This is a genomic window from Nocardia jiangsuensis (genome assembly GCF_042650385.1).
GTDB lineage: Bacteria > Actinomycetota > Actinomycetes > Mycobacteriales > Mycobacteriaceae > Nocardia > Nocardia jiangsuensis.
In genome coordinates, this window is the sequence record NZ_JBHSAX010000017.1 from 712,172 (window position 1) to 732,218 (window position 20,047).

General features: G+C 73.5%; 18 protein-coding genes. 11 read left to right on the plus strand and 7 right to left on the minus strand.

From position 1 onward, the window contains the following. Positions 1–26: 26 nt before the first annotated feature. The gene (locus ACFO0B_RS22395; RefSeq protein ID WP_378614498.1) at positions 27–458 is read right to left on the minus strand and encodes an HIT family protein; all 432 of its coding nucleotides are present in this window, start codon (positions 456–458) and stop codon (positions 27–29) included. Between the two features lie 376 nt (positions 459–834). Here ACFO0B_RS22395 and ACFO0B_RS22400 point away from each other — a divergent pair, with 376 nt between their 5' ends. Genes ACFO0B_RS22400 through ACFO0B_RS22410 form a run of 3 tightly spaced genes read left to right on the plus strand, consistent with a single transcriptional unit; the run spans position 835 to position 3,688 of the window. After that, positions 835–1,950, plus strand: coding sequence for a Re/Si-specific NAD(P)(+) transhydrogenase subunit alpha (locus ACFO0B_RS22400; RefSeq protein ID WP_378614499.1), 1,116 nt, complete (start codon positions 835–837; stop codon positions 1,948–1,950). After that, on the plus strand, positions 1,950–2,261 hold the full coding sequence (locus ACFO0B_RS22405) for an NAD(P) transhydrogenase subunit alpha (RefSeq protein WP_378614500.1): 312 nt from the start codon (positions 1,950–1,952) through the stop codon (positions 2,259–2,261). Before ACFO0B_RS22400 ends, ACFO0B_RS22405 begins: the two co-directional genes overlap by 1 nt. A gap of 5 nt (positions 2,262–2,266) precedes the next feature. Beyond that, a complete protein-coding gene (locus ACFO0B_RS22410; RefSeq protein ID WP_378614501.1) occupies positions 2,267–3,688 on the plus strand; it encodes an NAD(P)(+) transhydrogenase (Re/Si-specific) subunit beta in 1,422 nt (473 codons plus the stop codon). 25 nt (positions 3,689–3,713) lie between these two features. Here the strand turns inward: ACFO0B_RS22410 and ACFO0B_RS22415 are convergent, their stop codons facing one another. Further along, a complete protein-coding gene (locus ACFO0B_RS22415) occupies positions 3,714–4,907 on the minus strand; it encodes an MFS transporter (protein WP_378614502.1) in 1,194 nt (397 codons plus the stop codon). A 99-nt stretch (positions 4,908–5,006) separates the two neighbouring features. Between ACFO0B_RS22415 and ACFO0B_RS22420 the strand changes: the two genes are divergently transcribed. Both ACFO0B_RS22420 and ACFO0B_RS22425 read left to right on the plus strand, forming a co-directional pair. Continuing rightward, a complete protein-coding gene (locus tag ACFO0B_RS22420; RefSeq protein ID WP_378614503.1) occupies positions 5,007–5,960 on the plus strand; it encodes an AraC family transcriptional regulator in 954 nt (317 codons plus the stop codon). A gap of 26 nt (positions 5,961–5,986) precedes the next feature. Next, on the plus strand, positions 5,987–6,391 hold the full coding sequence (locus tag ACFO0B_RS22425; protein ID WP_378614581.1) for an acyl-CoA thioesterase: 405 nt from the start codon (positions 5,987–5,989) through the stop codon (positions 6,389–6,391). Here ACFO0B_RS22425 and ACFO0B_RS22430 read toward each other — a convergent pair. Then, a complete protein-coding gene (locus ACFO0B_RS22430) occupies positions 6,380–7,180 on the minus strand; it encodes an SDR family oxidoreductase (RefSeq protein ID WP_378614504.1) in 801 nt (266 codons plus the stop codon). The two genes, ACFO0B_RS22425 and ACFO0B_RS22430, sit on opposite strands and share 12 nt — an antisense overlap. A gap of 216 nt (positions 7,181–7,396) precedes the next feature. Between ACFO0B_RS22430 and pdhA the strand changes: the two genes are divergently transcribed. Genes pdhA through ACFO0B_RS22445 form a run of 3 tightly spaced genes read left to right on the plus strand, consistent with a single transcriptional unit; the run spans position 7,397 to position 11,019 of the window. Further along, complete coding sequence (pdhA, locus tag ACFO0B_RS22435; protein WP_378614505.1) at positions 7,397–8,506, plus strand: pyruvate dehydrogenase (acetyl-transferring) E1 component subunit alpha; 1,110 nt, start codon at positions 7,397–7,399, stop codon at positions 8,504–8,506. Then, positions 8,503–9,477, plus strand: coding sequence for an alpha-ketoacid dehydrogenase subunit beta (locus ACFO0B_RS22440; RefSeq protein WP_378614506.1), 975 nt, complete (start codon positions 8,503–8,505; stop codon positions 9,475–9,477). Before pdhA ends, ACFO0B_RS22440 begins: the two co-directional genes overlap by 4 nt. A gap of 24 nt (positions 9,478–9,501) precedes the next feature. Next, positions 9,502–11,019: a dihydrolipoamide acetyltransferase family protein gene (locus tag ACFO0B_RS22445; protein WP_378614507.1), complete on the plus strand. Its 1,518-nt coding sequence runs from the start codon at positions 9,502–9,504 to the stop codon at positions 11,017–11,019. On the opposite strand, the gene ACFO0B_RS22450 is transcribed toward ACFO0B_RS22445, so the two are convergent. Next, a complete protein-coding gene (locus ACFO0B_RS22450) occupies positions 11,006–12,208 on the minus strand; it encodes a benzoate/H(+) symporter BenE family transporter (RefSeq protein WP_378614508.1) in 1,203 nt (400 codons plus the stop codon). The two genes, ACFO0B_RS22445 and ACFO0B_RS22450, sit on opposite strands and share 14 nt — an antisense overlap. A 141-nt stretch (positions 12,209–12,349) precedes the next feature. Here ACFO0B_RS22450 and ACFO0B_RS22455 point away from each other — a divergent pair, with 141 nt between their 5' ends. Then, entirely contained in the window at positions 12,350–13,153 is an 804-nt protein-coding gene (locus ACFO0B_RS22455) for a sulfurtransferase (protein ID WP_378614582.1), read from the plus strand. A 1-nt stretch (position 13,154) separates the two neighbouring features. On the opposite strand, the gene ACFO0B_RS22460 is transcribed toward ACFO0B_RS22455, so the two are convergent. Further along, a complete protein-coding gene (locus tag ACFO0B_RS22460; RefSeq protein WP_378614509.1) occupies positions 13,155–13,853 on the minus strand; it encodes an HNH endonuclease family protein in 699 nt (232 codons plus the stop codon). A gap of 193 nt (positions 13,854–14,046) precedes the next feature. Between ACFO0B_RS22460 and ACFO0B_RS22465 the strand changes: the two genes are divergently transcribed. Together ACFO0B_RS22465 and ACFO0B_RS22470 are read left to right on the plus strand one after the other, a co-directional pair. Next, positions 14,047–16,809 carry a DEAD/DEAH box helicase gene (locus ACFO0B_RS22465; RefSeq protein ID WP_378614510.1) on the plus strand — a complete coding sequence of 921 codons (2,763 nt, stop codon included), beginning with the start codon at positions 14,047–14,049 and terminating at the stop codon, positions 16,807–16,809. A gap of 29 nt (positions 16,810–16,838) precedes the next feature. Beyond that, positions 16,839–17,525: an SWIM zinc finger family protein gene (locus ACFO0B_RS22470; RefSeq protein ID WP_378614511.1), complete on the plus strand. Its 687-nt coding sequence runs from the start codon at positions 16,839–16,841 to the stop codon at positions 17,523–17,525. A 168-nt stretch (positions 17,526–17,693) separates the two neighbouring features. Here the strand turns inward: ACFO0B_RS22470 and ACFO0B_RS22475 are convergent, their stop codons facing one another. Continuing rightward, positions 17,694–19,181: a flavin-containing monooxygenase gene (locus tag ACFO0B_RS22475; protein ID WP_378614512.1), complete on the minus strand. Its 1,488-nt coding sequence runs from the start codon at positions 19,179–19,181 to the stop codon at positions 17,694–17,696. Continuing rightward, the gene (locus tag ACFO0B_RS22480; RefSeq protein ID WP_378614513.1) at positions 19,178–20,014 is read right to left on the minus strand and encodes an SDR family NAD(P)-dependent oxidoreductase; all 837 of its coding nucleotides are present in this window, start codon (positions 20,012–20,014) and stop codon (positions 19,178–19,180) included. Before ACFO0B_RS22480 ends, ACFO0B_RS22475 begins: the two co-directional genes overlap by 4 nt. Positions 20,015–20,047: the final 33 nt, after the last annotated feature.

Below are 20,047 nucleotides of genomic sequence, written 5' to 3' on the forward strand. Positions count from 1 at the left end.
GTGTGCTCCCTCGTGGTCGGTGTGGGTCATCGTGCGTCGAGCGCGGCCAGGCCCGCGCGGATCGCGGCGGCGGTGGACTCGGCGTCGTGCGGGCGGCGCAGCAGCAGCCCGGCGACGAAGCGGGCCCGGTCGCCGGAGCGGCGCGGGATCACGTGCAGGTGCACGTGCCCGACGGTCTGGAAGGCGGCCTTCCCGTCGTTCAGCACCAGGTTCGCGCCGTCCGCGGCGAGCCCGCCGCGGCGGGCCGCGCGGGCCAGCCGGTGCCCGGCCCGGAAGACGGCGGCGCCGAGCTCCGGATCCAGCTCGTCGAGCTCGGTGGCGTGGCGCTTGGGGATCACCAGGGTGTGCCCGCGGGCGATCGGTCGGATGTCGAGGAAGGCCAGCACGTCCGCGTCCTCGTGGACGACGGTCGCGGGGGCGGTTCCGGCCACGATGGCGCAGAAGACGCAGTCGGTCACACCCAGCGACCTTACGGCGTACGAGCCGCGGGGGACACCCGCGATATGACACGCGTCACTCGTGTCGAAACCCCGTGTCGTGGCCGGATTCGCCGAGCGCGGGGGTACTGCGCCCCCGGCTGCCCTTTCCCGTCCGGTTTCACCTGCGGCGACGGCGGGCGGCGGCGGTCGGCGAATCCGGCGAATCCGGCGGGCACCGGGAAGACGCTGCGGAAATGCAAATTTGCGAAACCGGCGAAACAACAGTTGCGAACTTCGCCACGTGATCGGCATCTCAGCTACGCTCACCGCGGTCCGGATACAGTTGCGAGGATTCGACCTAGCTTACTCGCCAGTAACTTAGGGATCGCTGCCAGCACGAGAAGGAAACTGACAAGTGGAGACAACGCAGAGCGCAGGCGACCCGTCGCCGCGCGGCGCGCGTGTCGGGGTCGTACGCGAGTCCGGCACGGGCGAGCGGCGGGTGGCCCTGGTGCCCAAGATCGTCCCGAGTCTGCTCGCGAAGGGCGTCGATGTCGTGGTGGAGGCGGGCGCCGGAGCGGGCGCGCTAATTCCCGACGCCGCCTACGTGGAGGCGGGCGCGACCGTCGGCGACCCCTGGTCCGCCGATGTGGTGGTGAAGGTGGCCCCGCCCACCGACGCCGAGGTCGGCAAACTGACCGGCGGGCAGACGCTGGTCGGGTTCCTGGCCCCGCGCAACGCCGAGAACCAGATCGCCGCGCTGAAGACCGCGGGGGTGCAGGCCTTCGCGGTGGAGGCGATCCCGCGCATCTCGCGCGCGCAGGTCATGGACGCCCTGTCCTCGCAGGCCAACGTCGCCGGCTACAAGGCCGTGCTGCTGGCCGCCTCGGAGTCGACCCGGTTCTTCCCCATGCTGACCACCGCCGCCGGCACCGTGAAGCCGGCCACCGTACTGGTGCTCGGTGTGGGTGTGGCCGGGTTGCAGGCGCTGGCGACGGCCAAGCGGCTGGGCGGGCGGACCACGGGTTACGACGTGCGGCCCGAGGTGGCCGACCAGGTCCGCTCGGTGGGCGCGCAGTGGCTCGACCTCGGCATCGACGCGGCCGGTGAGGGCGGGTACGCCCGCGAGCTCACCGACGAGGAGAAGGCGAAGCAGCAGCAGGCGCTCGAGGATGCCATCAAGGGCTTCGACGTGGTGATCACCACCGCGCTGGTGCCGGGCCGCCCGGCGCCGCGGCTGGTGACCGCCGCCGCGGTGCAGGGCATGAAGCCGGGCAGCGTGATCGTCGACCTGGCCGGCGAGACCGGCGGCAACTGCGAGCTGACCGAGCCGGGGCAGACCGTGGTGCGCCACGACGTCACCATCGCCTCGCCGCTGAACCTGCCCGCCACCATGCCCGAGCACGCCAGCGAGCTGTACTCCAAGAACATCTTCGCGCTACTCGACCTGATGCTGGTCGACGGGAAGCTCGCGCCCGACTTCGACGATCAGGTCCTCGCCGATTCCTGCGTCACCCGTGAGGCGGTCTGATGTACACCGAACTGCTCGCGAACATCGCGATCCTCGTGCTCTCCGGGTTCGTCGGGTTCGCCGTGATCTCCAAGGTCCCGAACACCCTGCACACCCCGCTGATGTCGGGCACCAACGCCATCCACGGCATCGTCGTGCTCGGCGCGCTGGTGACGCTCGGCAAGGTGCAGGACCCCTCGATCGGCATCCAGATCATCCTGTTCGTCGCCGTGGTCTTCGGCACGCTGAACGTCATCGGCGGCTTCGTGGTGACCGACCGGATGCTCGGCATGTTCAAGGGCAAGAAGGCCGCCCCGAAGGCTGGTGAATGAGTCCGATGGACAACTTGGTCAATATTCTCTACATCATCTCGTTCGCGCTCTTCATCTACGGCCTGATGGGGCTGACCGGCCCGAAGACGGCGGTGCGCGGCAACTGGATCGCCGCGTTCGGCATGGGGCTCGCGGTGATCGCGACGCTCATCGCGGTGCGCGACACGAACAACTGGATCCTGATCGTCGGCGGCCTGGTCGTCGGCGTCGTGCTCGGCGTCCCGCCGGCGAAGTACACCAAGATGACGGCGATGCCGCAGCTGGTGGCGGCGTTCAACGGCGTCGGCGGCGGCACGGTCGCGCTGATCGCGTGGGCCGAGTTCCTCGACACCACCGGGTTCTCGAACTTCAAGCACGGTGAGTCCCCGACCGTCCACATCATCGTCGGCTCGCTCTTCGCGGCGATCATCGGCTCGATCTCGTTCTGGGGCTCGCTCATCGCCTTCGGCAAGCTGCAGGAGATCCTGCCGGGCAAGCCGATCGGCCTCGGGCGGCTGCAGCAGCCGCTGAACCTGCTGCTGCTCATCGCCGCGGTCGCGGCGGCGGTGGTCATCGGGCTCGGCGCGAGCGACGGCGGCGCCGAGTGGTGGTGGATGGTGCTGCTGCTGGTCGCGGCGGGCATCCTCGGCCTCATGGTGGTGCTCCCGATCGGCGGCGCGGACATGCCGGTCGTGATCTCGCTGCTCAACGCGCTCACCGGGCTCTCCGCCGCGGCGGCCGGGCTGGCGCTGAACAACACCGCCATGATCGTGGCGGGCATGATCGTCGGCGCCTCGGGCACGATCCTGACCAACCTGATGGCCAAGGCGATGAACCGCTCGATCCCGGCGATCGTCGCGGGCGGCTTCGGCGGTGGCGGGGCGGCGCCGGGCGCGAGCGGGGACGGCGAGGCGAAGTCGGCCAAGGCGACCAGCGCGGCGGATGCCGCGATCCAGATGGCCTACGCCAACCAGGTCATCGTGGTCCCCGGCTACGGCATGGCGGTCGCCCAGGCGCAGCACGCGGTCAAGGAGATGGCGGCGCTGCTCGAGGCCAAGGGCGTCGAGGTCAAGTACGCCATCCACCCGGTGGCGGGCCGCATGCCTGGACACATGAACGTGCTGCTGGCCGAGGCCGAGGTCTCCTACGACGCCATGAAGGAGATGGACGACGTCAACGGCGAGTTCAACCGGACCGACGTCGCCCTGGTGATCGGCGCGAACGACGTCACCAACCCGGCCGCCCGCGAGGACACCAGCAGCCCGATCTACGGCATGCCGGTGCTCAACGTCGACCAGGCCAGAAGCGTCATCGTGCTCAAGCGCTCGATGAACTCCGGCTTCGCCGGCATCGACAACCCGCTGTTCTACGCCGACCACACCTCCATGCTGTTCGGCGACGCCAAGAAGTCCGTCGGTGCGGTCACCGAGGAGCTCAAGGCGCTGTAAGCGCAGCCCCGCCGAACGCCCCCGCTCAGGACCGAGCGGGGGCGTTCCGCGTGCCGGGGGCGACCACCCCGGCGAACCACGAGCACACCAGGGTCAGCACCAGCGGCACCGCGAGCGCGGTGGTGAGCGGGACCAGCTCGGTGAGCCAGCCGATGATGGCGGGCCCGGCCAGCAGCCCGACGTAGCCGATGGCGAAGACCCGGGACATGTCGGTGCCAGCCGACCCGCCGGAGCCGAGGTTGCCCGCGGCGGTGAAGATCTGCGGCACCCCGCCGGAGAGCCCGATCCCGCAGAGCGCCCAGCCGAGCAGGGTGGCGGGCAGCCAGCCGGAACACACCACGAGCGCCAGCCCGAGTCCGGCCGTGACGCAGCCCCAGCGCACCACGAAGACCGGGCCGAAGCGCCCGCTCACCCGGTCGGCCACCAGCCTGCCCGCGGTCATGGTGCAGGAGAAGGCGGCGAAGGCGAAGGCCGCGGTGGACTCGGTGGTGCCGAGGTGGTCGCGGACCTGCAGCGCGCTCCAGTCGGCGGCCGCGCCCTCGGTGAGCAGCAGCACGAAGGCGATGGCGGCCAGCGCGAAGAGCCGCAGCCCGCGGGCGCTGCGCGGCTCCGGCGCGGCGGCGGCCGCCACGGGCTCCGGCTCGGGCAGCTCGCGCAGCAGCCGCGGCACCAGCGCGGCGGTGAGCAGCAGGCCGGTGGCGGCGGCGAGTACCAGGGTGACCCGCAGGTCCAGCCCCGCGCGCTGGGTCGCGGCGCCGATCAGCGCGCCGAGGAAGCCGCCGCCGGAGAAGAGCGCGTGGAAGGCGGACATGATGGGCCTGCCGTAGGCCCGCTCGACATGCACCGCCTGGGTGTTCATCGACACGTCGAGCGCGCCGTTGCCGAAGCCGAAGAAGGCGAGCGCGAGCGCCAGGGTGAGCGGGCCGGTGGCGAAGCCGGGGCCGAGCACGCCGAGCGAGATCAGTACCGCGGCGGCCGCGACCAGCGCCCGGCTGCCGAACCGGTCGGCCAGCGGCCCGGTGATCCGCATGCCGACGATGCCCGCCCCGGCCAGCAGCAGGATGAAGGTGCCGAGCTGGGCGGGGGCCACCCCGGTGCGATCGGTGATCGCCGGGATGTGCACCACCCAGAGCGAGAGCAGCAGGCCGTTGAGCGCGAAGACCGTGAACACCGCGGCCCGCGCGGCGCGCACCGGGGGCGCCGGTGTCGTCGAGAGCATCGTCTCGACGGTACCGAAGCCGGGCGGAGCCGGAAAACCCTTTCCCGCAGCGCCGTTCCGTGCTCGACCGCGCCGTCCGGCGCCGTCTACCCTCGAACGGTGGACGCACTCGCCAGCCTGCTCGAAGGTCCCCGCGCTCGCGGCGCCTTCCTGATGTGCTCGCGGCTCGACCCGCCGTGGTCGCTGCGGATCCAGGACGAGGCGCCGCTCACCGTGGTCGCGATGGTGCGCGGGCACGCCTGGTTCCTCACCGACGACGGCGAGCGGCGGCGCCTCGGCGCCGGTGACGTCGCGATCGTGCGCGGCCCCGATTCCTACACCGTCGCCGACGACCCGGCCACCCCGCCGCAGATCGTCATCCACCCGGGGCAGGTCACGAAGACGCCGGACGGCGAGATCCTCTGCGAGACCCTGAGCCTCGGGGTCAGGCAGTGGGGCACCGACCCGCACGGCGCCACCGTCATGGTCACCGGCACCTACGAGTCGGTCGGCGCGGCCAGCCGCAGGCTGCTGCGCGCGCTGCCACCCGCCATCGTGCTAGGCTCCGGCGAAGTCGACGCCCGGCTGCTCGCGCTGCTGGTGGACGAGGTCACCGAGGACCGCCCGGCCCAGGGCGCGGTGCTCGACCGCGTGCTCGACCTGGTCCTCATCGCCGCGCTGCGCGCCTGGTTCGCCAGGGCCGATGCCCCCGCCTGGTACCACGCCTACAGCGACCCGATGGTCGGCAGGGCACTGCGGCTGCTGCAACACAACCCCGCGCACGGCTGGACGGTCGCCGGCCTGGCCGAGGCGGTCGGCGCTTCGCGAGCGGCGCTCGCTCGCCGCTTCACCGAGCTGGTCGGCGAGCCGCCGATGGCCTTCCTCACCGAGTGGCGGCTGGCGCTCGCCGCCGACCTGCTGCAGGAGAGCGACGCCACCATCGAGGCGATCGCCAGGCAGGTCGGATACGGCAGCGCCTTCGCGCTGAGCACCGCGTTCAAGCGGCACCACGGCGTCAGCCCGCGCGACCACCGGCAGGGCGCGGCGCCCGCTGAGCTATCGTCGGCCGGGTGACGCAGCAGTATCCCGTGCTCTGGCCGATGCCGACCCGGTGGGCGGACAACGACCACTACGGCCACGTGAACAACGTGACGTACTACTCGTACTTCGACACCGCGGTGAACGCCTGGCTCATGGCGGCCACCGGCACCGACATCCGGGAGCTGCCCGAGCTCGGCGTGGTCGCGCAGACCTCCTGCCGCTTCCACGGCTCGGTGAGCTTCCCGGACATGCTGCAGGTCGGCATCCGGGTCGCCCGGCTCGGCAACTCCAGCATCACCTACGACCTCGCCATCTTCCGGGAGACCGAGACCGAGCCGGAGCTCGCCGCGACCGGCAGCTTCACGCACGTCTACGTGAACGAGGAGACGCGAAGGCCGGTGCCGATCCCGGAGGTCATCCGGGCCGCGGCGGCGACGATCGTGGCAGCGGAGTTACCCGCGTAGCGCCGCCTGGTAGCGGCGCATGCCGCCGATCCAGCGGTCGTAGTCGGCGCCCTTGTGCCGGTACATCTCCAGCACCTCGGGGTGCGGCAGGATCAGGAACCGCTCGGCCGCGACACCGGCCAGGACGTCGTCGGCCACCTGCTCGGGGGAGAGCACCGCGCCCGCCGATGTCACCGCCTTGATCGCGAGCTGCCCGTCCGCCTCGGCGCCCTCGGGGACCATGCCGGTGTGCAGCAGCTGGGTGTCGACGCCCATCGGGCAGACGCAGCTCACCCTGATCCCCTGGTCGCCGTAGGTCACCGAGAGCCACTCGGCGAAGCCGACCGCCGCGTGCTTGGTGACGGCGTAGGGCGCCGAGCCCAGCTGGGTGAGCAGCCCGGCCGCCGACGCGGTGGTCACGAAGTACCCGGTGCCGCGCTCCACCCAGCCGGGGACGAGCAGCTTCGCCGCGCGGACGTGCGCGAGCACATTGACGTCGAGCGCGGCCGCCCACTGCGCCTCGGTGGCGTCCAGCCCGCCGCCGCCCCCGATCCCGGCATTGGCGAAGTACAGCTCGACCGGGCCGAACTCGCGCTCTGCGGCGTCGATCGCGGCGCGGATGACTGCCTCGTCCGCGACATCGCCCGCCACCGCGGCGGCACCGGCCCGCTCGGCCACCGCGCGCACCGCGGCCTCGTCAAGATCGACGGCGACCACCCGCGCGCCGCCCGCGACCAGCCGCTCCGTGAGCGCCGCGCCGATGCCGGCGCCCGCTCCGGTGACGACCGCGACCCTGCCCGAAATCTCCATGCTCCGCACCCTAGCCGGGCGGGCGCCCGGTCCGAGCCGGATGGCGGGCTCGCGTCGGTGGCATCGAGCGAACTGGACATGCGATGCAGTACGACACCGCGCGGCCCCGCTCGAGTACGCATCTTGCGCAGTCGGGTCGCGGTCGGTTGCGCGGAGCGCGGGACCGGGGATGCTGAGTGATATGGCTCACAAGGCCGGCTCCACAGGAGGCGATACATGCCCGAGAAACCGCGCGACCGCGCGTACCCCGTGCAATTGGTCCAGCCCGACGGCAGGCGGGTGCTCGACCCCGAGTACGCCGCGCTGGTCGCCGATATCGGCACCGCCGAGCTCCGCGAGCTCTACGCCGACCTGGTGATCGCGCGCCGGATCGACAGCGAGGGCACCGCGCTGCAGCGGCAGGGTGAGCTCGGGCTGTGGGCGCCGCTGTCCGGTCAGGAGGCCGCGCAGATCGGCTCGGCCCGCGCGCTGCGCCGGGACGACTACGTGTTCTGCAGCTACCGCGAGGCCGGGGTGGCCTGGTGCCGCGGCGTCGACCCGGCGGACCTGACCCGGCTCTGGCGCGGGGTCGCGCACCACTGCTGGGACCCGGACGCCGTCGGCATGACCAACCCGGCCATCGTGGTCGGGGCGCAGGGGCTGCACGCCACCGGCTACGCCTACGCCGCGCACCTGGACGGCGCCGAACTCGCCACCGTCGCCTACTTCGGCGACGGCGCGACCAGCCAGGGCGATATCGCCGAGGCGCTCGGCTTCGCCGCGAGCTGGGCCGCGCCGGTCGTGTTCTTCTGCCAGAACAACCACTGGGCGATCAGCGCGCCGGTCCGGGTGCAGAGCGCGGTGCCGCTGGCCCGCCGAGCCTACGGCTACGGCATGCCCGGCATCCGGGTGGACGGCAACGACGTGCTCGCCGTGCTCGCGGTGACCAGGCAGGCGCTGGCGCGGGCGCGCTCCGGCGGCGGCCCCTCCTTCATCGAGGCGCTCACCTACCGGATGGGGCCGCACACCACCGCCGACGACCCCACCCGCTACCGCGTGCCGGCCGAGGCCGACGAGTGGCGCGGCCGCGACCCGATCGACCGGGTGCGCAGGCTGCTGGCGCGGGAGTCCGGCTGGGACGCGACGTTCGAGCGCGAGGTCGGCGAGCGGGCCGATGCCGTGGCACACCGCCTGCGCCGCGCGACGGTGGAGATGGCGGACCCGGCGCCGGAGACGCTCTTCGACCACGTCTACGCGACTCCGCACGCCGAGCTGGAGCGTCAGCGGGCGGCGTTCGCGGCGTATCTCGCCGACGAGCAGGGCGCGGCGACGGGGGTGCGCGCATGATCACCACCTTCGCCGCCGCGCTGAACGCCGGACTGCGCGCCGCGCTCGACGACGACCGGAAGGTCGTGCTCATGGGCGAGGACATCGGCAGGCTCGGCGGCGTCTTCCGGGTCACCGACGCGCTGCAGAAGGACTTCGGCGAGCACCGGGTGATCGACACCCCGCTGGCCGAATCCGGCATCATCGGAACAGCTTTCGGGATGGCGCTGCGCGGCTACCGGCCGGTCTGCGAAATCCAGTTCGACGGCTTCGTCTACCCGGCCTTCGACCAGATCGTCTCCCAGGTCGCCAAGATCCACTACCGCACGCAGGGCAGGGTGCGGGCCCCGCTCACCATCCGGATCCCGTTCGGCGGCGGCATCGGCTCGGTGGAGCACCACTCCGAATCGCCGGAGGCGTACTTCGCGCACACCGCCGGGCTGCGGGTGGTCGCGCCGAGCACGCCCGATGACGCCTTCCACATGATCAGGCAGGCCGTCGCGCTGGACGACCCGGTGCTCTTCTTCGAGCCCAAGCGCAGGTACTGGGACCGCGCCGAGGTCGATTTCGACGCCCCGCCCGCGCTCCCGCTGGACCGCGCGCGGGTCTGCGCCGAGGGCGACGACATCACCGTCGCCGGGTACGGCGGTACCGTCGCCACGGCGCTCGGAGCAGCGAGAATCGCCGCCTCCGAGGGGCATTCGGTCGAGGTGATCGACCTGCGCAGCCTGAGCCCGCTCGACCTGGACACCGTCGAGGAGTCGGTGCTGAAGACCGGGCGGCTGGTGGTCGTGCACGAGGCGCAGGTGTCGGGTGGGCTCGGCGCGGAACTGGCGGCGCGGATCTCCGAACGCTGCTTCTATCACCTGGAGTCCCCGGTGCTGAGAGTCGGCGGCTTCGACATCCCCTACCCCCCGGCTAAGCTCGAGAAACACCACCTGCCCGACGTCGACCGCATTCTCGCCGCGGTCGACCGCTCCCTCGCCGCTTGAAACGCTCAGTGAGAGGTGTCCCCCGTGCACGATGCCGCCGTTCGAGACCCCGCCACCGCCGGTCCGGTGCTGGAATTCCGGCTACCCGACCTGGGCGAGGGGCTCGCCGACGCCGAGCTCGTCTCCTGGGCCGTCGCGGTGGGCGACGAGGTGGAGCTGAACCAGGTGATCGCCGAGGTGGAGACGGCGAAGGCGGTGGTGGCGCTGCCGTCCCCGTTCGCCGGGGTGGTCGCCGAGCTGCTCGCGCAGCCTGGGGAGACGGTGCCGGTCGGGACGCCGCTCATCCGGGTGCGGGGGCGGGGTGATGCCGCCGCACCGGTGAGATACTCGGCGCCGGAACCGAGTTCGGGCGCGCCGCAGGGCGGGGTGTTGGTCGGCTACGGGCCGTCCGGGGACGCGGAGTCGCGGCGCGGGCCGCGCGGTGCCGCCGCGGCGGCCGGTGCCGCCGCCCGCGCGGTGGAGCGCGAGTACGCCGAGGGTGTGCAGCCGCGGGGCACTGCGGAGCCGGCCGGCGTCCGTCCGTCGGCGGTTGCCGGTGACATCGCGAATTCTGCTGCAGCGCAGCGGAATCAGGCTGCAAACGGGCGCTCGCGCTCGCCGCTCGGCGGTGACCCGAAGATGCGGAGGGCGGCGGCGACGCCCGCGGCCCGCAAGCTCGCCAAGGAGCTCGGGATCGACCTGTGGTTCCTGGCCGGCTCCGGCCCGGAGGGCGCGGTCACCGTCGACGACGTGCGCGCCGCCGTCCCCATCTCGCAGCCCCGCCGCGCGCCCGGCGCCGAACCGGCCGCGGCCGAACCGCACGTCGCCTCGGACGCGCGCACCGGCGTCATCCGCCCGGTCTCCAGGGAGACCCGCACCCCGATCGCCGGGGTGCGCAAGCGCACCGCCGCCGCCATGGTGGTGAGCGCGCGCACGATCCCGCAGGCGGGCGCCTCGACCACGGTCGACTTCACCGCCGCCATGGAGCTCATCGACCACCTGCGCAACACCGCCTCGTTCGAGGGGCTCCCGCTCACGCCGCTCACCCTGGTGGCGAAGGCGACGCTGGTCGCGCTCGGCGACTTCCCGGACCTGAACGCCTTCTGGGACGACGCGAACCAGCACATCGTCACCAAGCACTACGTGCACCTCGGCATCGCGGTGGCCACCGAGCGCGGCCTGCTCGTCCCGAACCTCAAGGAGGCGCACACCCTGTCGCTGCGCGAGCTCTGCCGCGAACTGGGCTGGCTGATCGAGACCGCGCGGGCGGGCAACGCCGCCCCCGCCGACCTGCGCGGCGGTACCTTCACCATCACCAATATCGGGGTGTTCGGGGTGGACAGCGGGGTCCCGCTGGTGAACCCGGGCGAGGGCGGCATCCTCTGCCTCGGCGCGGTCCGCAAGCGGCCATGGGTGGTGCGCGACGAACTGGCCGTGCGCTGGGTGACCACGCTCGGCGTCTCCTTCGACCACCGGATGATCGACGGCGACACCGGCGCCCGCTTCCTCGCCGACGTCGCGCACCTGCTGGAGGATCCGCTCACCCTGCTCAGCCGGGGCTGACCGGGCGCGGCCGGGACAGCGCGGCGCGCACGAGCAGCCCGGCCAGCAGCGCCCAGAACGCGGCGCCCACCCCGAGGAAACCGACCCCGGAGGCCGCGATCAGGAAGGTCACCACCCCCGCTGTTCGGTGCTCCTCGTCCGCGAGCGCACCGGTCAGCGAGGTGGCGAGGGTGGCGAGCAGCGCCAGCCCGGCGACCGTCTCCAGCACCCCGGCCGGTGCGGCCGCGACCAGCGTCACCAGCGCCGCCGAGGCAGGCGCGAGCACCAGGTAGCAGCCGCCCGCGGTGAACGCCGCGACCCAGCGGCGCGCGGGGTCCGGGTGCGCGGACGGCCCCGCGGCCAGCGCCGCGCTGATCGCGGCCAGGTTGATGGCGTGCCCGCCGGCCGGGGCGCCGAGCACGGTGCCGATGCCGGTGACGGTCATGGCCGCACGCCACGGCGTCCGGTACCCGAACGAGCCGAGCACCGCCGTCCCCGGAATGTTCTGCGACGCCATGGTGACGATGTAGAGCGGCACCGCGAGCCCGATCACGGCCTGCCAGCTCCAGTGCGGCCAGGTCAGCTGCAGCGCCGGAATCATCGAGCCCGCGTCCAGCGGGGTGTCGCGCACCGCGATGGCGATCCCGGCGCCGACCGCCGCCGTGCCGAAGGCCGCGAGCACCGCCCAGCGCGGCGCGAACCGGGTGAGCACCAGCCACACCGCGATCACCGGGAGCACCACCGCGGGCGAGCTGCGCACCGCCTCGACCGGCGCCAGGCACAGCGGGACGAGCACCCCGGCCAGCATGGCCTGCGCGATCGGCACCGGGATCGCGGCCACCAGCGCGCCGAGCCGCCCCCACAGCCCGGTCAGCACGATCAGCGCCCCCGTGAGCGCGAACGCCCCGACCGCGGCGGGCCAGCCGCCTGCCACCACGCCGGTGCCCGCCAGCAGCGCCGCGCCCGGCGTCGACCAGGCCAGCGTGATCGGCATCCGGAACCAGCGGCTCAGCAGCAGCATGCCGACCGCCTGGGTCACGCAGAGCGCGGCCAGCCCGGAGGCGGCCTGCGCCTGCGTCGCGCCGACCGCCGTGATTCCGGCGAGGACCACCGCGAACGAGCTGGTGAAGCCGACCAGCGCGGTCACCATGCCCGCGCCGAGGGGTTGCGCCGGGTTCGCCTGCTGTTCGGGACCGTTCACCTCCGGCATCCTGCACCCCGGCGCCCCCGATGTCCGTGGCCGGTCCCGCTGAACTGGCCCGATTCTCGTAACCCTCGCGCGCTAGGGTGGTCGGATCCGCACGCGACGACGCGTGACCGCCGACTACGAGGAGCTGTGGTGAGCGGGGTACTGATCTCGCCGTCCGACCTGCGCGCGAAGGTGGCGGAAGGCCGGCTCCGGCTACTGGACGTGCGCTGGGCGCTCGGCGATCCCGAAGGCGCGCAACACTATTCGGCGGGGCACATTCCGGGTGCGGTCTTCGTCGACCTGGATATCGAGCTCGCCGCGCCGCCATCGCCCGCCCGCGGCAGACACCCGCTGCCCGACCTCGGCTCGCTGCAGCAGTGCGCCCGGAGCTGGGGGATCGATCAGGGCGATGCCGTCGTCGTCTACGACGCCACCGGTGGCCTCGCCGCGGCCCGCGCCTGGTGGTTGCTGCGCTGGGGCGGGATCGCCGACGTCCGGATCCTGGACGGCGGGCTGCCCGCCTGGGTCGCCGCCGGTGCGCCGGTCGCGACCGGCGCCGAGGCCGAGACGCCGCTCGGCGATGTCGTGCTGACCGCGGGCAACCTCCCGGTCATCGATGCCGACGCCGCCGCCCGCTGGCCCGGCGCGCTGCTCGACGCCCGCGCCGCCGAGCGGTTCCGCGGCGAGACCGAGCCGGTCGACCCGCGCGCCGGGCACATCCCCGGCGCGGTGAGCGCCCCCACCGCCGAGAACCTGGACGGCGACGGCCGCTTCCGGCCCGTCGACGACCTGCGCGAACGCTTCGCCGGGCTGGACGGCCCGGTCGCGGTGTACTGCGGCTCGGGGGTCACGGCGGCGCACCAGATCGCGGCGCTCGCCGTGGTCGGGATCGAGGCGGCGCTCTACCCCGGCTCCTGGTCGCAGTGGGCGCACGACCCCAAGCGGCCGGTGGCGACCGGGGCCTGAGCTACGGGCAGCGCGCGGCGATACCGCGCAGCGCGGCGCTGTCGGCGGCGGTGAGCGGGAGGTCGTAGTCGGCCGCGACGGTCAGGTACTTGCCCGCGTAGAAGCAGTGGCCGGAGGCGGCGGGCGGGAGCCACTCGCCCGGCGTGCCGTCGCTCTTGGCCTGGTTGGTCGCGCCCGCGGTGGCGACCAGGTTGACGGTGACGTCGTTGGCGAAGCGGACCCTCCGGGCCTGCGGCCAGGCGGCGGCGCCCAGATCCCAGGCGGCGGCCAGCGGGAAGACGTGGTCGATCTGCACCGCTCTGGCATCGGACTTGTCGAAGGTGATGTGGGTGCCGGTGTAGGGGTCGTCCAGGCCGCCTGCCAGCACCACGCAGTTCCGCGTGCCCGGGCGGAACTGCACCGCGGTGAGCTGGGCGGCCAGCACGTTGTTGCGGGTGTCGCAGCCGTCGTACCCGCCCGGGGCGTCGCTGGCGTCGGTCCAGGACTCGCCGAAGACACAGCCCTGGCCGTCCTTGCACCCGCGTTCGTAACCGCCGGGGTGCGGGCGCTCCGGTACCACCCGCACCTGCCCGAGCAGGTGCTCGAGCTCGGCCCGGGTCGGGCTGCCGGGGGCAGGCGCCGTAGCCGGGCCGAGCACCGAACAACCGGCGGCGAGGACGACGGTGAGAGCGACGAGCAGGCGGAGCAGCGGCGCGGTCATGGCTCACCTGTACCGCGCGGCACCGACAGGCCGCTGTGCCCGCGACCCGCGGCTGGGGATGAAGCCGATCGCCGCACAGCGACACCCGCCGGAGCAACCGGCCGCGGACCGTGGGGCGGATCGCGCTGCCGGTCGAGCTCCGGTCCGCGCGGCCAGCGGATGTGGTGTCGGGGGCTGGTGCTTGGATGGGCGGATGCTGCACGCTCTGTGGTCGCCCGGCGCGGGCCTGCTGCTGTGGCGTGACGAGCGGCCGGGCGCCGAGCCGCCGGAGCCGCTCGGCGGGCTCCTCGCCCGCGCCCGCTTCCGGCACCGCGCCGAGGCGCTGCAACCGACCGGCGCCGTCGCCGAGGTCCCCGCGCACGCGCTGGCACCGGCGGCCGCCGCCGAGGTGCTGCGGCAGCGGCTGCCACCCGAGACCGCCGCCGGTGACCTGCGCTTCCTGGCGCACGTGGCGAACGGCATCGAGCGCTGGGTGCGCGCGGGCCGGGTGGTGCCGCAGCTGCGCCGCGCCGACGGGCAGTGGTGGTCCCGCTGGGAACTCGTCGGCGGCGCCAGGCAGCGGGCCTGGAGCGCCGAACTCGCCGCGCTCATGCCGCCCGCCCTGCGCGTGCCGGGCAGGCCGGCCGCGGTGCTGGAGGACCTGCTCGCCGAGCTCACCGACCCGATCGCCCGCTCCCTGCTCGGCGGCGCCCCGCGCTCGGCGCATCCGCTGATCGCCGGGCTGCGCGACGACGAGCCGGTCGAGCCAGGCGGCTACCGCCCCGCCGAGGTGCTCGAGCGCTGGCGCGCCGGCCTGGAGACCGAGGAGTACGAGCTGGTCCTCCGTCTCGGCGAACCCGACGGCGACGGCGGCGAATTCACCCTCTGGCGCCTCGAGGTCTGCATCCGTGCCGCCGACGAGGCACCGGAGCCCGTCGCCCTGCACGGCGACCCGGTGCGGCTGCGCACCGGCATGGCGAAGCTGGAGCAGGCCAGAGCCGCCTACCCCCGGCTGCGCGACCTGCCCGGCGACGACGCCACCCTCGACCTGCTGCTGCCCACCGAGGTCGTCGCCGACCTGGTCGAACACGGCGCCGCCGCGCTGCACGCCGCGGGCATCCGGCTCCTGCTGCCCCGCCCGTGGACCGTCACCGCCCCCACGCTGAAACTGCGGGTGAGCAGCCCGCCCGCCGCGGAGAGCGCCGTCGGGCTGCCCGGCATCCTCTCCTACCGCTGGGAACTCGCGCTCGGCGACACCGAGCTCACCGAGGCCGAGATGCGCGGGCTGATCACCGCCGAATCGGATCTGGTTCGGCTGCGCGGGGAGTGGGTGCAGGCCGATCGCACGGCGCTCAGCGCGGCCGCGCGGTACGTGGCCGCTCAGCGCGGCGACGAGGCGACGCTGGCCGCGCTCTTCGCCGAACTCGCCCGCGAGCGGGTCGACGGGGTGCCGATCACCGAGGTCACCGCCACCGGCTGGGCCGCCGAGCTCTTCGACCGGCACACCGAGACCGTCGAGGTGCCCGACCCGCCCGGCCTCGGCGCCACCCTGCGCCCGTACCAGCGCCGCGGCCTGGCCTGGCTGGCCACCATGAGCAGGCTCGGGCTCGGTGCGATCCTCGCCGACGACATGGGGCTCGGCAAGACCGTGCAGGTGCTGGCGCTGCTGCTGCACGAGCGCGCCGCCACGCCGACGCTGCTGGTCTGCCCGATGTCGGTGGTCGGCAACTGGCAGCGCGAGACCACGCGGTTCGCACCCGAGCTGCGGGTGCTGGTGCACCACGGCCCCGCGCGGCTCTCCGGCGCCGCGCTCGCGACCGCGGCGGCCGGGGCCGACCTGGTGATCACCACCTACGCCCTGCTCGCCCGCGACGTCGCCGACCTCGCCGAATGCCGCTGGGAGCGACTGGTTCTGGATGAGGCGCAGCACGTGAAGAACGCCGCGACCAGGCAGGCGCGCGCCGCCCGCGCGGTGCCCGCCCGGCACCGGCTCGCGCTCACCGGCACCCCCATGGAGAACCGGCTGGAGGAGCTGCGCGCGCTGCTCGACGTCGTCGTGCCCGGGCTGCTCGGCAGCGCCCAGGCGTTCCGGTCCCGGTTCGCGGTGCCGATCGAGCGCGAGGCCGATCAGAACGCGGTCACCCGGCTGCGCGCCATCACCGGACCCTTCGTGCTGCGCCGGGTGAAGACCGACCCCACCGTCATCGACGACCTCCCGGAGAAGCTGGAGATGACGGTCCGCGCCAACCTCACCGCCGAGCAGGCCGCGCTCTACCAGGCGGTCCTGGACGACATGGTGGAGAAGCTGCGCTCCGCGGAAGGCATGGCACGGCGCGGCGCCGTGCTGGCCGCGCTGACCCGGCTGGCCCAGGTCTGCAACCATCCCGCGCACTTCCTCGGCGACGGCTCGCCGGTGCTGCGCCGGGGGCGGCACCGCTCCGGGAAGCTGGCGCTGCTGGAGGACATCGTGGACGGCGTGCTCGGGGACGGCGAGAAGGCGCTGCTCTTCACCCGGTTCCGCGAGTTCGGCGAGCTGGTGGTGCCGTTCCTGGCCGAGCGGTTCGGCACTCAGGTGCCGTTCCTGCACGGCGGGGTCGCGCGCGGGGCGCGGGACGCCATGGTCGAGCGGTTCCAGAGCGCGGACGGGCCGCCGCTCATGGTGCTCTCGCTGGCCGCGGGCGGCACCGGGCTCACCCTCACCGCCGCCAACCACGTGGTGCACATGGACCGCTGGTGGAATCCGGCGGTGGAGAACCAGGCCACCGACCGGGCCTACCGGATCGGCCAGCGCCGTGCGGTCCAGGTGCGCAAGCTGGTCTGCGTCGACACGCTGGAGGAGCGGATCGACGAGATGATCGCGCACAAGCGCAAACTCGCGGATCTCACCGTCGGGGTCGGCGAGAACTGGGTCACCGAACTCGGCACCGACGAACTCCGCGACCTCTTCGCCCTCGGCGCCGAGGCGGTGGGGGAGTGAGCCCCGCTCCCCGCCGCAGCGGTGGTGCGGTGCGAGCCGCTCCACGCTGGGGGCGGGCGCTGCTGGCAGGCATCGACCGCGTGGGGGAGACCGGCAGGCTGGCGCGCGGGCGCGCGGTGGTGCGGGCGGGTCAGGTGCTGAGCTGGCGGACGGAGCCGGGGGTGGTGGTCGGGGAGGTGCAGGGCAGCCAGCCGCGGCCGTTCACCGCCGCGCTGGTGGTGCGCCGCATGCGCCCGGAGGAGCTGGAGCTGCTGGTCGAGGAGATCCGCGCGACCCCTGGCACGCTCGCCGAGGTGGTCGCCGGCCTTCCGCCCGCGAGCCTGGAGCCCCTGCTGCTCCCGGACACCGCCGCCGACCTCGACTTCGACTGCACCTGCCCGGATTCCGCGCGCCCGTGCAAACACGTCGCCGCCGTCTGCCACGTCTTCGCGGACCGCCTGGACGAGCACCCGCGCGACCTGCTCACCGTGCGCGGCGTCGACCCGGAGAACCTGATCGGCGCGGTCGAACGAGAGAGCGACGCCACCGACCCGGCCGACCCCTACGGCGAGGCACTGGAACTCCCCGCGCTCCCGCGCCCGGCTCCGCGCCCCGCGCTGGACGACCTTGACCCGGTCCTGCTCCGCCAGGCCCTGCGCAGCACCGCACCGGACGAGGCGATCGCCGCCACGGGCTGGAAGGATCTGGCCGCGCTGTACCGCGCGCTGGAACAGTGATGAACACCCGGCGCCGGGGCCGAAGACACACCGGGGCTCGTGGGCGGGGCCATCGGGTGTCGAGTGGGGGCCGGAACTTCCCGGCGTCGGGTGCCGTTCTCCAGTGTGATCCGGCTGACCCCCAGCGGGAAGGCGGCGCCGCTGCCCGCCCACTGCCCTACACCCGCCTCAGGCGGCGGCGTCGAACCGGTAGTCGCCCAGATCGAAGTGCCCGGCCCGCCACGCCGCCTCCAGCGTGGTCGACGGCCGCAGCGGCACATCGCCGTGCTTGTCGAAGTAGTAGCTGTTCGCCGTCGCGCAGCTCTCCTGCCAGAACACCTGACCGCCGCGGCGCGACAGCATCTCCCGGAAGTACCTGTCGTTGGCCGCCTCGGTGATCTCCACCCGGCTGGCGCCGCGCTCCCGCGCGTGCTCGAGGCAGCGCAGGATGTGCTTCGTCTGGTTCTCGATCAGGGTGAAGTACGAGGCGCCGTTGTACCCGTACGGCCCGATCACGCAGAAGAAGTTGGGGAAGCCGGGGATGCTCACGCCCTCGTACGCCTGCAGCCGGTTCTCGTCCCACCACTGCTCCAGGTCGCGCCCGCCGACCCCGCGCAGGTCGAAGGTCGGCATGCTGCCCGCCTCCATCACCCGGAACCCGGTGGCCAGGATCAGCACGTCCACCTCGTGCTCGACCCCGGAGGCCGTCCGCACCCCGGTCGGCGTGACGGCGGCGATCGGGTCGGTCTCCAGCGCGACATTCGCCCGGTTGAAGGTGCTCAGGTAGTCGTTGGAGAAGCTGGGCCGCTTGCAGCCGAGCGCGTAACGCGGGGTGAGCTTCTCGCGCAGCTCCGGGTCGCGCACCGAGCGGCGCAGGTGCGCGTGGCCGATCCGCTCCGCGGCCGCCGCGGTGGGCAGCGTGGCGTAGTAGTGCGCGGCCACCGGGAAGGTGAGCTCGACGTAGGTCTGGCTGACCAGCCGGGTGAGCAGCTTGCCGCCGGGCAGTTTCAGGGCCAGCCGCAGCGGGCCGGGCAGCGGCGCGTCCGGCCGGGGCAGGCACCAGATCGGCGTCCGCTGGAAGACGGTGAGCCGCTCCACCTCCGGCGCGACGGCCGGGATGATCTGCACCGCCGAGGCCCCGGTGCCGATGATCGCCACCCGCTTGCCGCGCAAGCCCTGCTCGTGATCCCAGCGCGCGGTGTGCATGGTGATCCCGGCGAACTCGTCGATGCCGGGGATCTCCGGCGGCTTCGGCCTGGTCAGCGCGCCGGTGGCGCCGACGAGGAAGCGGGCGGTGAGCTCCGCGCCGTCGCCGGTGCGCAGCCGCCAGCGGTGCGCCGCCTCGTCGAACTCGGCCCGCTCGACGGTGGTGCCGAAGCGGATGTGCCCGCGGAGTTCGTACTTGTCGACGCAGGATTCGGCGTACGCCTTCAGCTCCCGGCCCGGCGCGTACACCCGGGACCACTCGTCCCGCTGCTCGAAGGAGAACTGGTAGCTGAAGGACGGGATGTCCACCGCGACACCGGGGTAGGTGTTCCAGTGCCAGGTGCCGCCGACGCCGTCCGCCTCGTCGACGATCAGGAAGTCGTCGAACCCGGCCCGGCGCAGCTGGATTCCGGCGCCGATTCCGGAGAAGCCGGCGCCGACCACGATGATCTCGTGGTCGGCCGCGCTCATCGGACCAGCCGGTTCATCAGCCCGGCCGCGCGGGTGTACGCGGTCGGGACGAGCCGCTTGGTCGACCAGGCCAGCTTCGCCTCGACTTGCGGCACCACGTACAGCTCGCCGCCGTCGACCGCGTCCAGTGTGGTCGTGGCGATCGACTCCGGGGGCCGCCCGGTCCAGCGCAGCAGCGGCCCGCCGACCTTCTCGGCGAAGCCGTCCAGCGGCGCCTCCGGGGTGAGGATATTGGTCTTGACCGCGGTCGGGCAGAGCACCGTGACGCTCACGCCGCTGCCGGATAGCTCGGCCGCCAGCGTCTCCGACAGCGCGAGCACCCCCGCCTTGCTGACGTTGTACGCCGACATCCGGGGCGCCGTGCCGAAGGCCGCCGCCGAGGCGACGTTGACGATCGCGCCGCGCCCGGCCGCGCGCAGGCGGGGGGCGAAGACGTGGCAGCCGTAGATGACGCCCCAGAGGTTCACGTCCAGGGTGCGCTTCCAGTCCTCCAGGCTCACCTCGCCGATCAGCGGGCCGCCCTGGCCGATGCCCGCGTTGTTGATCACCAGCGTGGGGGTGCCTCCGAAGAACTCCTCGGCGACCGTGGCCAGCCGCGCCACCTGGTCGGCGTCGCGCACGTCGCACTGGGTTTCCAGCGCCTTGCCGCCTGCCTGCTCGACCAGGCCGACCGTCTCGGCCGCCCGATCCCGGTCGATGTCGGCGACGAGCACCCGCCCGCCGCGCCTGCCGAGCTCGACGGCGAAGGCCCGGCCGATGCCGCTGCCCGCACCGGTGACCACCGCGTCGGCGTTCGCGGTCCGCCGGGGGCCGCCGAAGGGATTGAGCCGCATGCACACTCCTCGGGAGTCGTGGGAGGGGCCCAA

Bases quoted from the DNA above. Each gene is read 5' to 3' on its own strand.
- ACFO0B_RS22405 (WP_378614500.1), top strand. From the start codon at position 1,950: ATGTACACCGAACTGCTCGCGAACATCGCGATCCTCGTGCTCTCCGGG.
- ACFO0B_RS22410 (WP_378614501.1), top strand. From the start codon at position 2,267: ATGGACAACTTGGTCAATATTCTCTACATCATCTCGTTCGCGCTCTTC.
- ACFO0B_RS22415 (WP_378614502.1), bottom strand. From the start codon at position 4,907: ATGCTCTCGACGACACCGGCGCCCCCGGTGCGCGCCGCGCGGGCCGCG.
- ACFO0B_RS22425 (WP_378614581.1), top strand. From the start codon at position 5,987: ATGCCGACCCGGTGGGCGGACAACGACCACTACGGCCACGTGAACAAC.
- ACFO0B_RS22430 (WP_378614504.1), bottom strand. From the start codon at position 7,180: ATGGAGATTTCGGGCAGGGTCGCGGTCGTCACCGGAGCGGGCGCCGGC.
- pdhA (WP_378614505.1), top strand. From the start codon at position 7,397: ATGCCCGAGAAACCGCGCGACCGCGCGTACCCCGTGCAATTGGTCCAG.
- ACFO0B_RS22440 (WP_378614506.1), top strand. From the start codon at position 8,503: ATGATCACCACCTTCGCCGCCGCGCTGAACGCCGGACTGCGCGCCGCG.
- ACFO0B_RS22450 (WP_378614508.1), bottom strand. From the start codon at position 12,208: ATGCCGGAGGTGAACGGTCCCGAACAGCAGGCGAACCCGGCGCAACCC.
- ACFO0B_RS22460 (WP_378614509.1), bottom strand. From the start codon at position 13,853: ATGACCGCGCCGCTGCTCCGCCTGCTCGTCGCTCTCACCGTCGTCCTC.
- ACFO0B_RS22465 (WP_378614510.1), top strand. From the start codon at position 14,047: ATGCTGCACGCTCTGTGGTCGCCCGGCGCGGGCCTGCTGCTGTGGCGT.
- ACFO0B_RS22475 (WP_378614512.1), bottom strand. From the start codon at position 19,181: ATGAGCGCGGCCGACCACGAGATCATCGTGGTCGGCGCCGGCTTCTCC.
- ACFO0B_RS22480 (WP_378614513.1), bottom strand. From the start codon at position 20,014: ATGCGGCTCAATCCCTTCGGCGGCCCCCGGCGGACCGCGAACGCCGAC.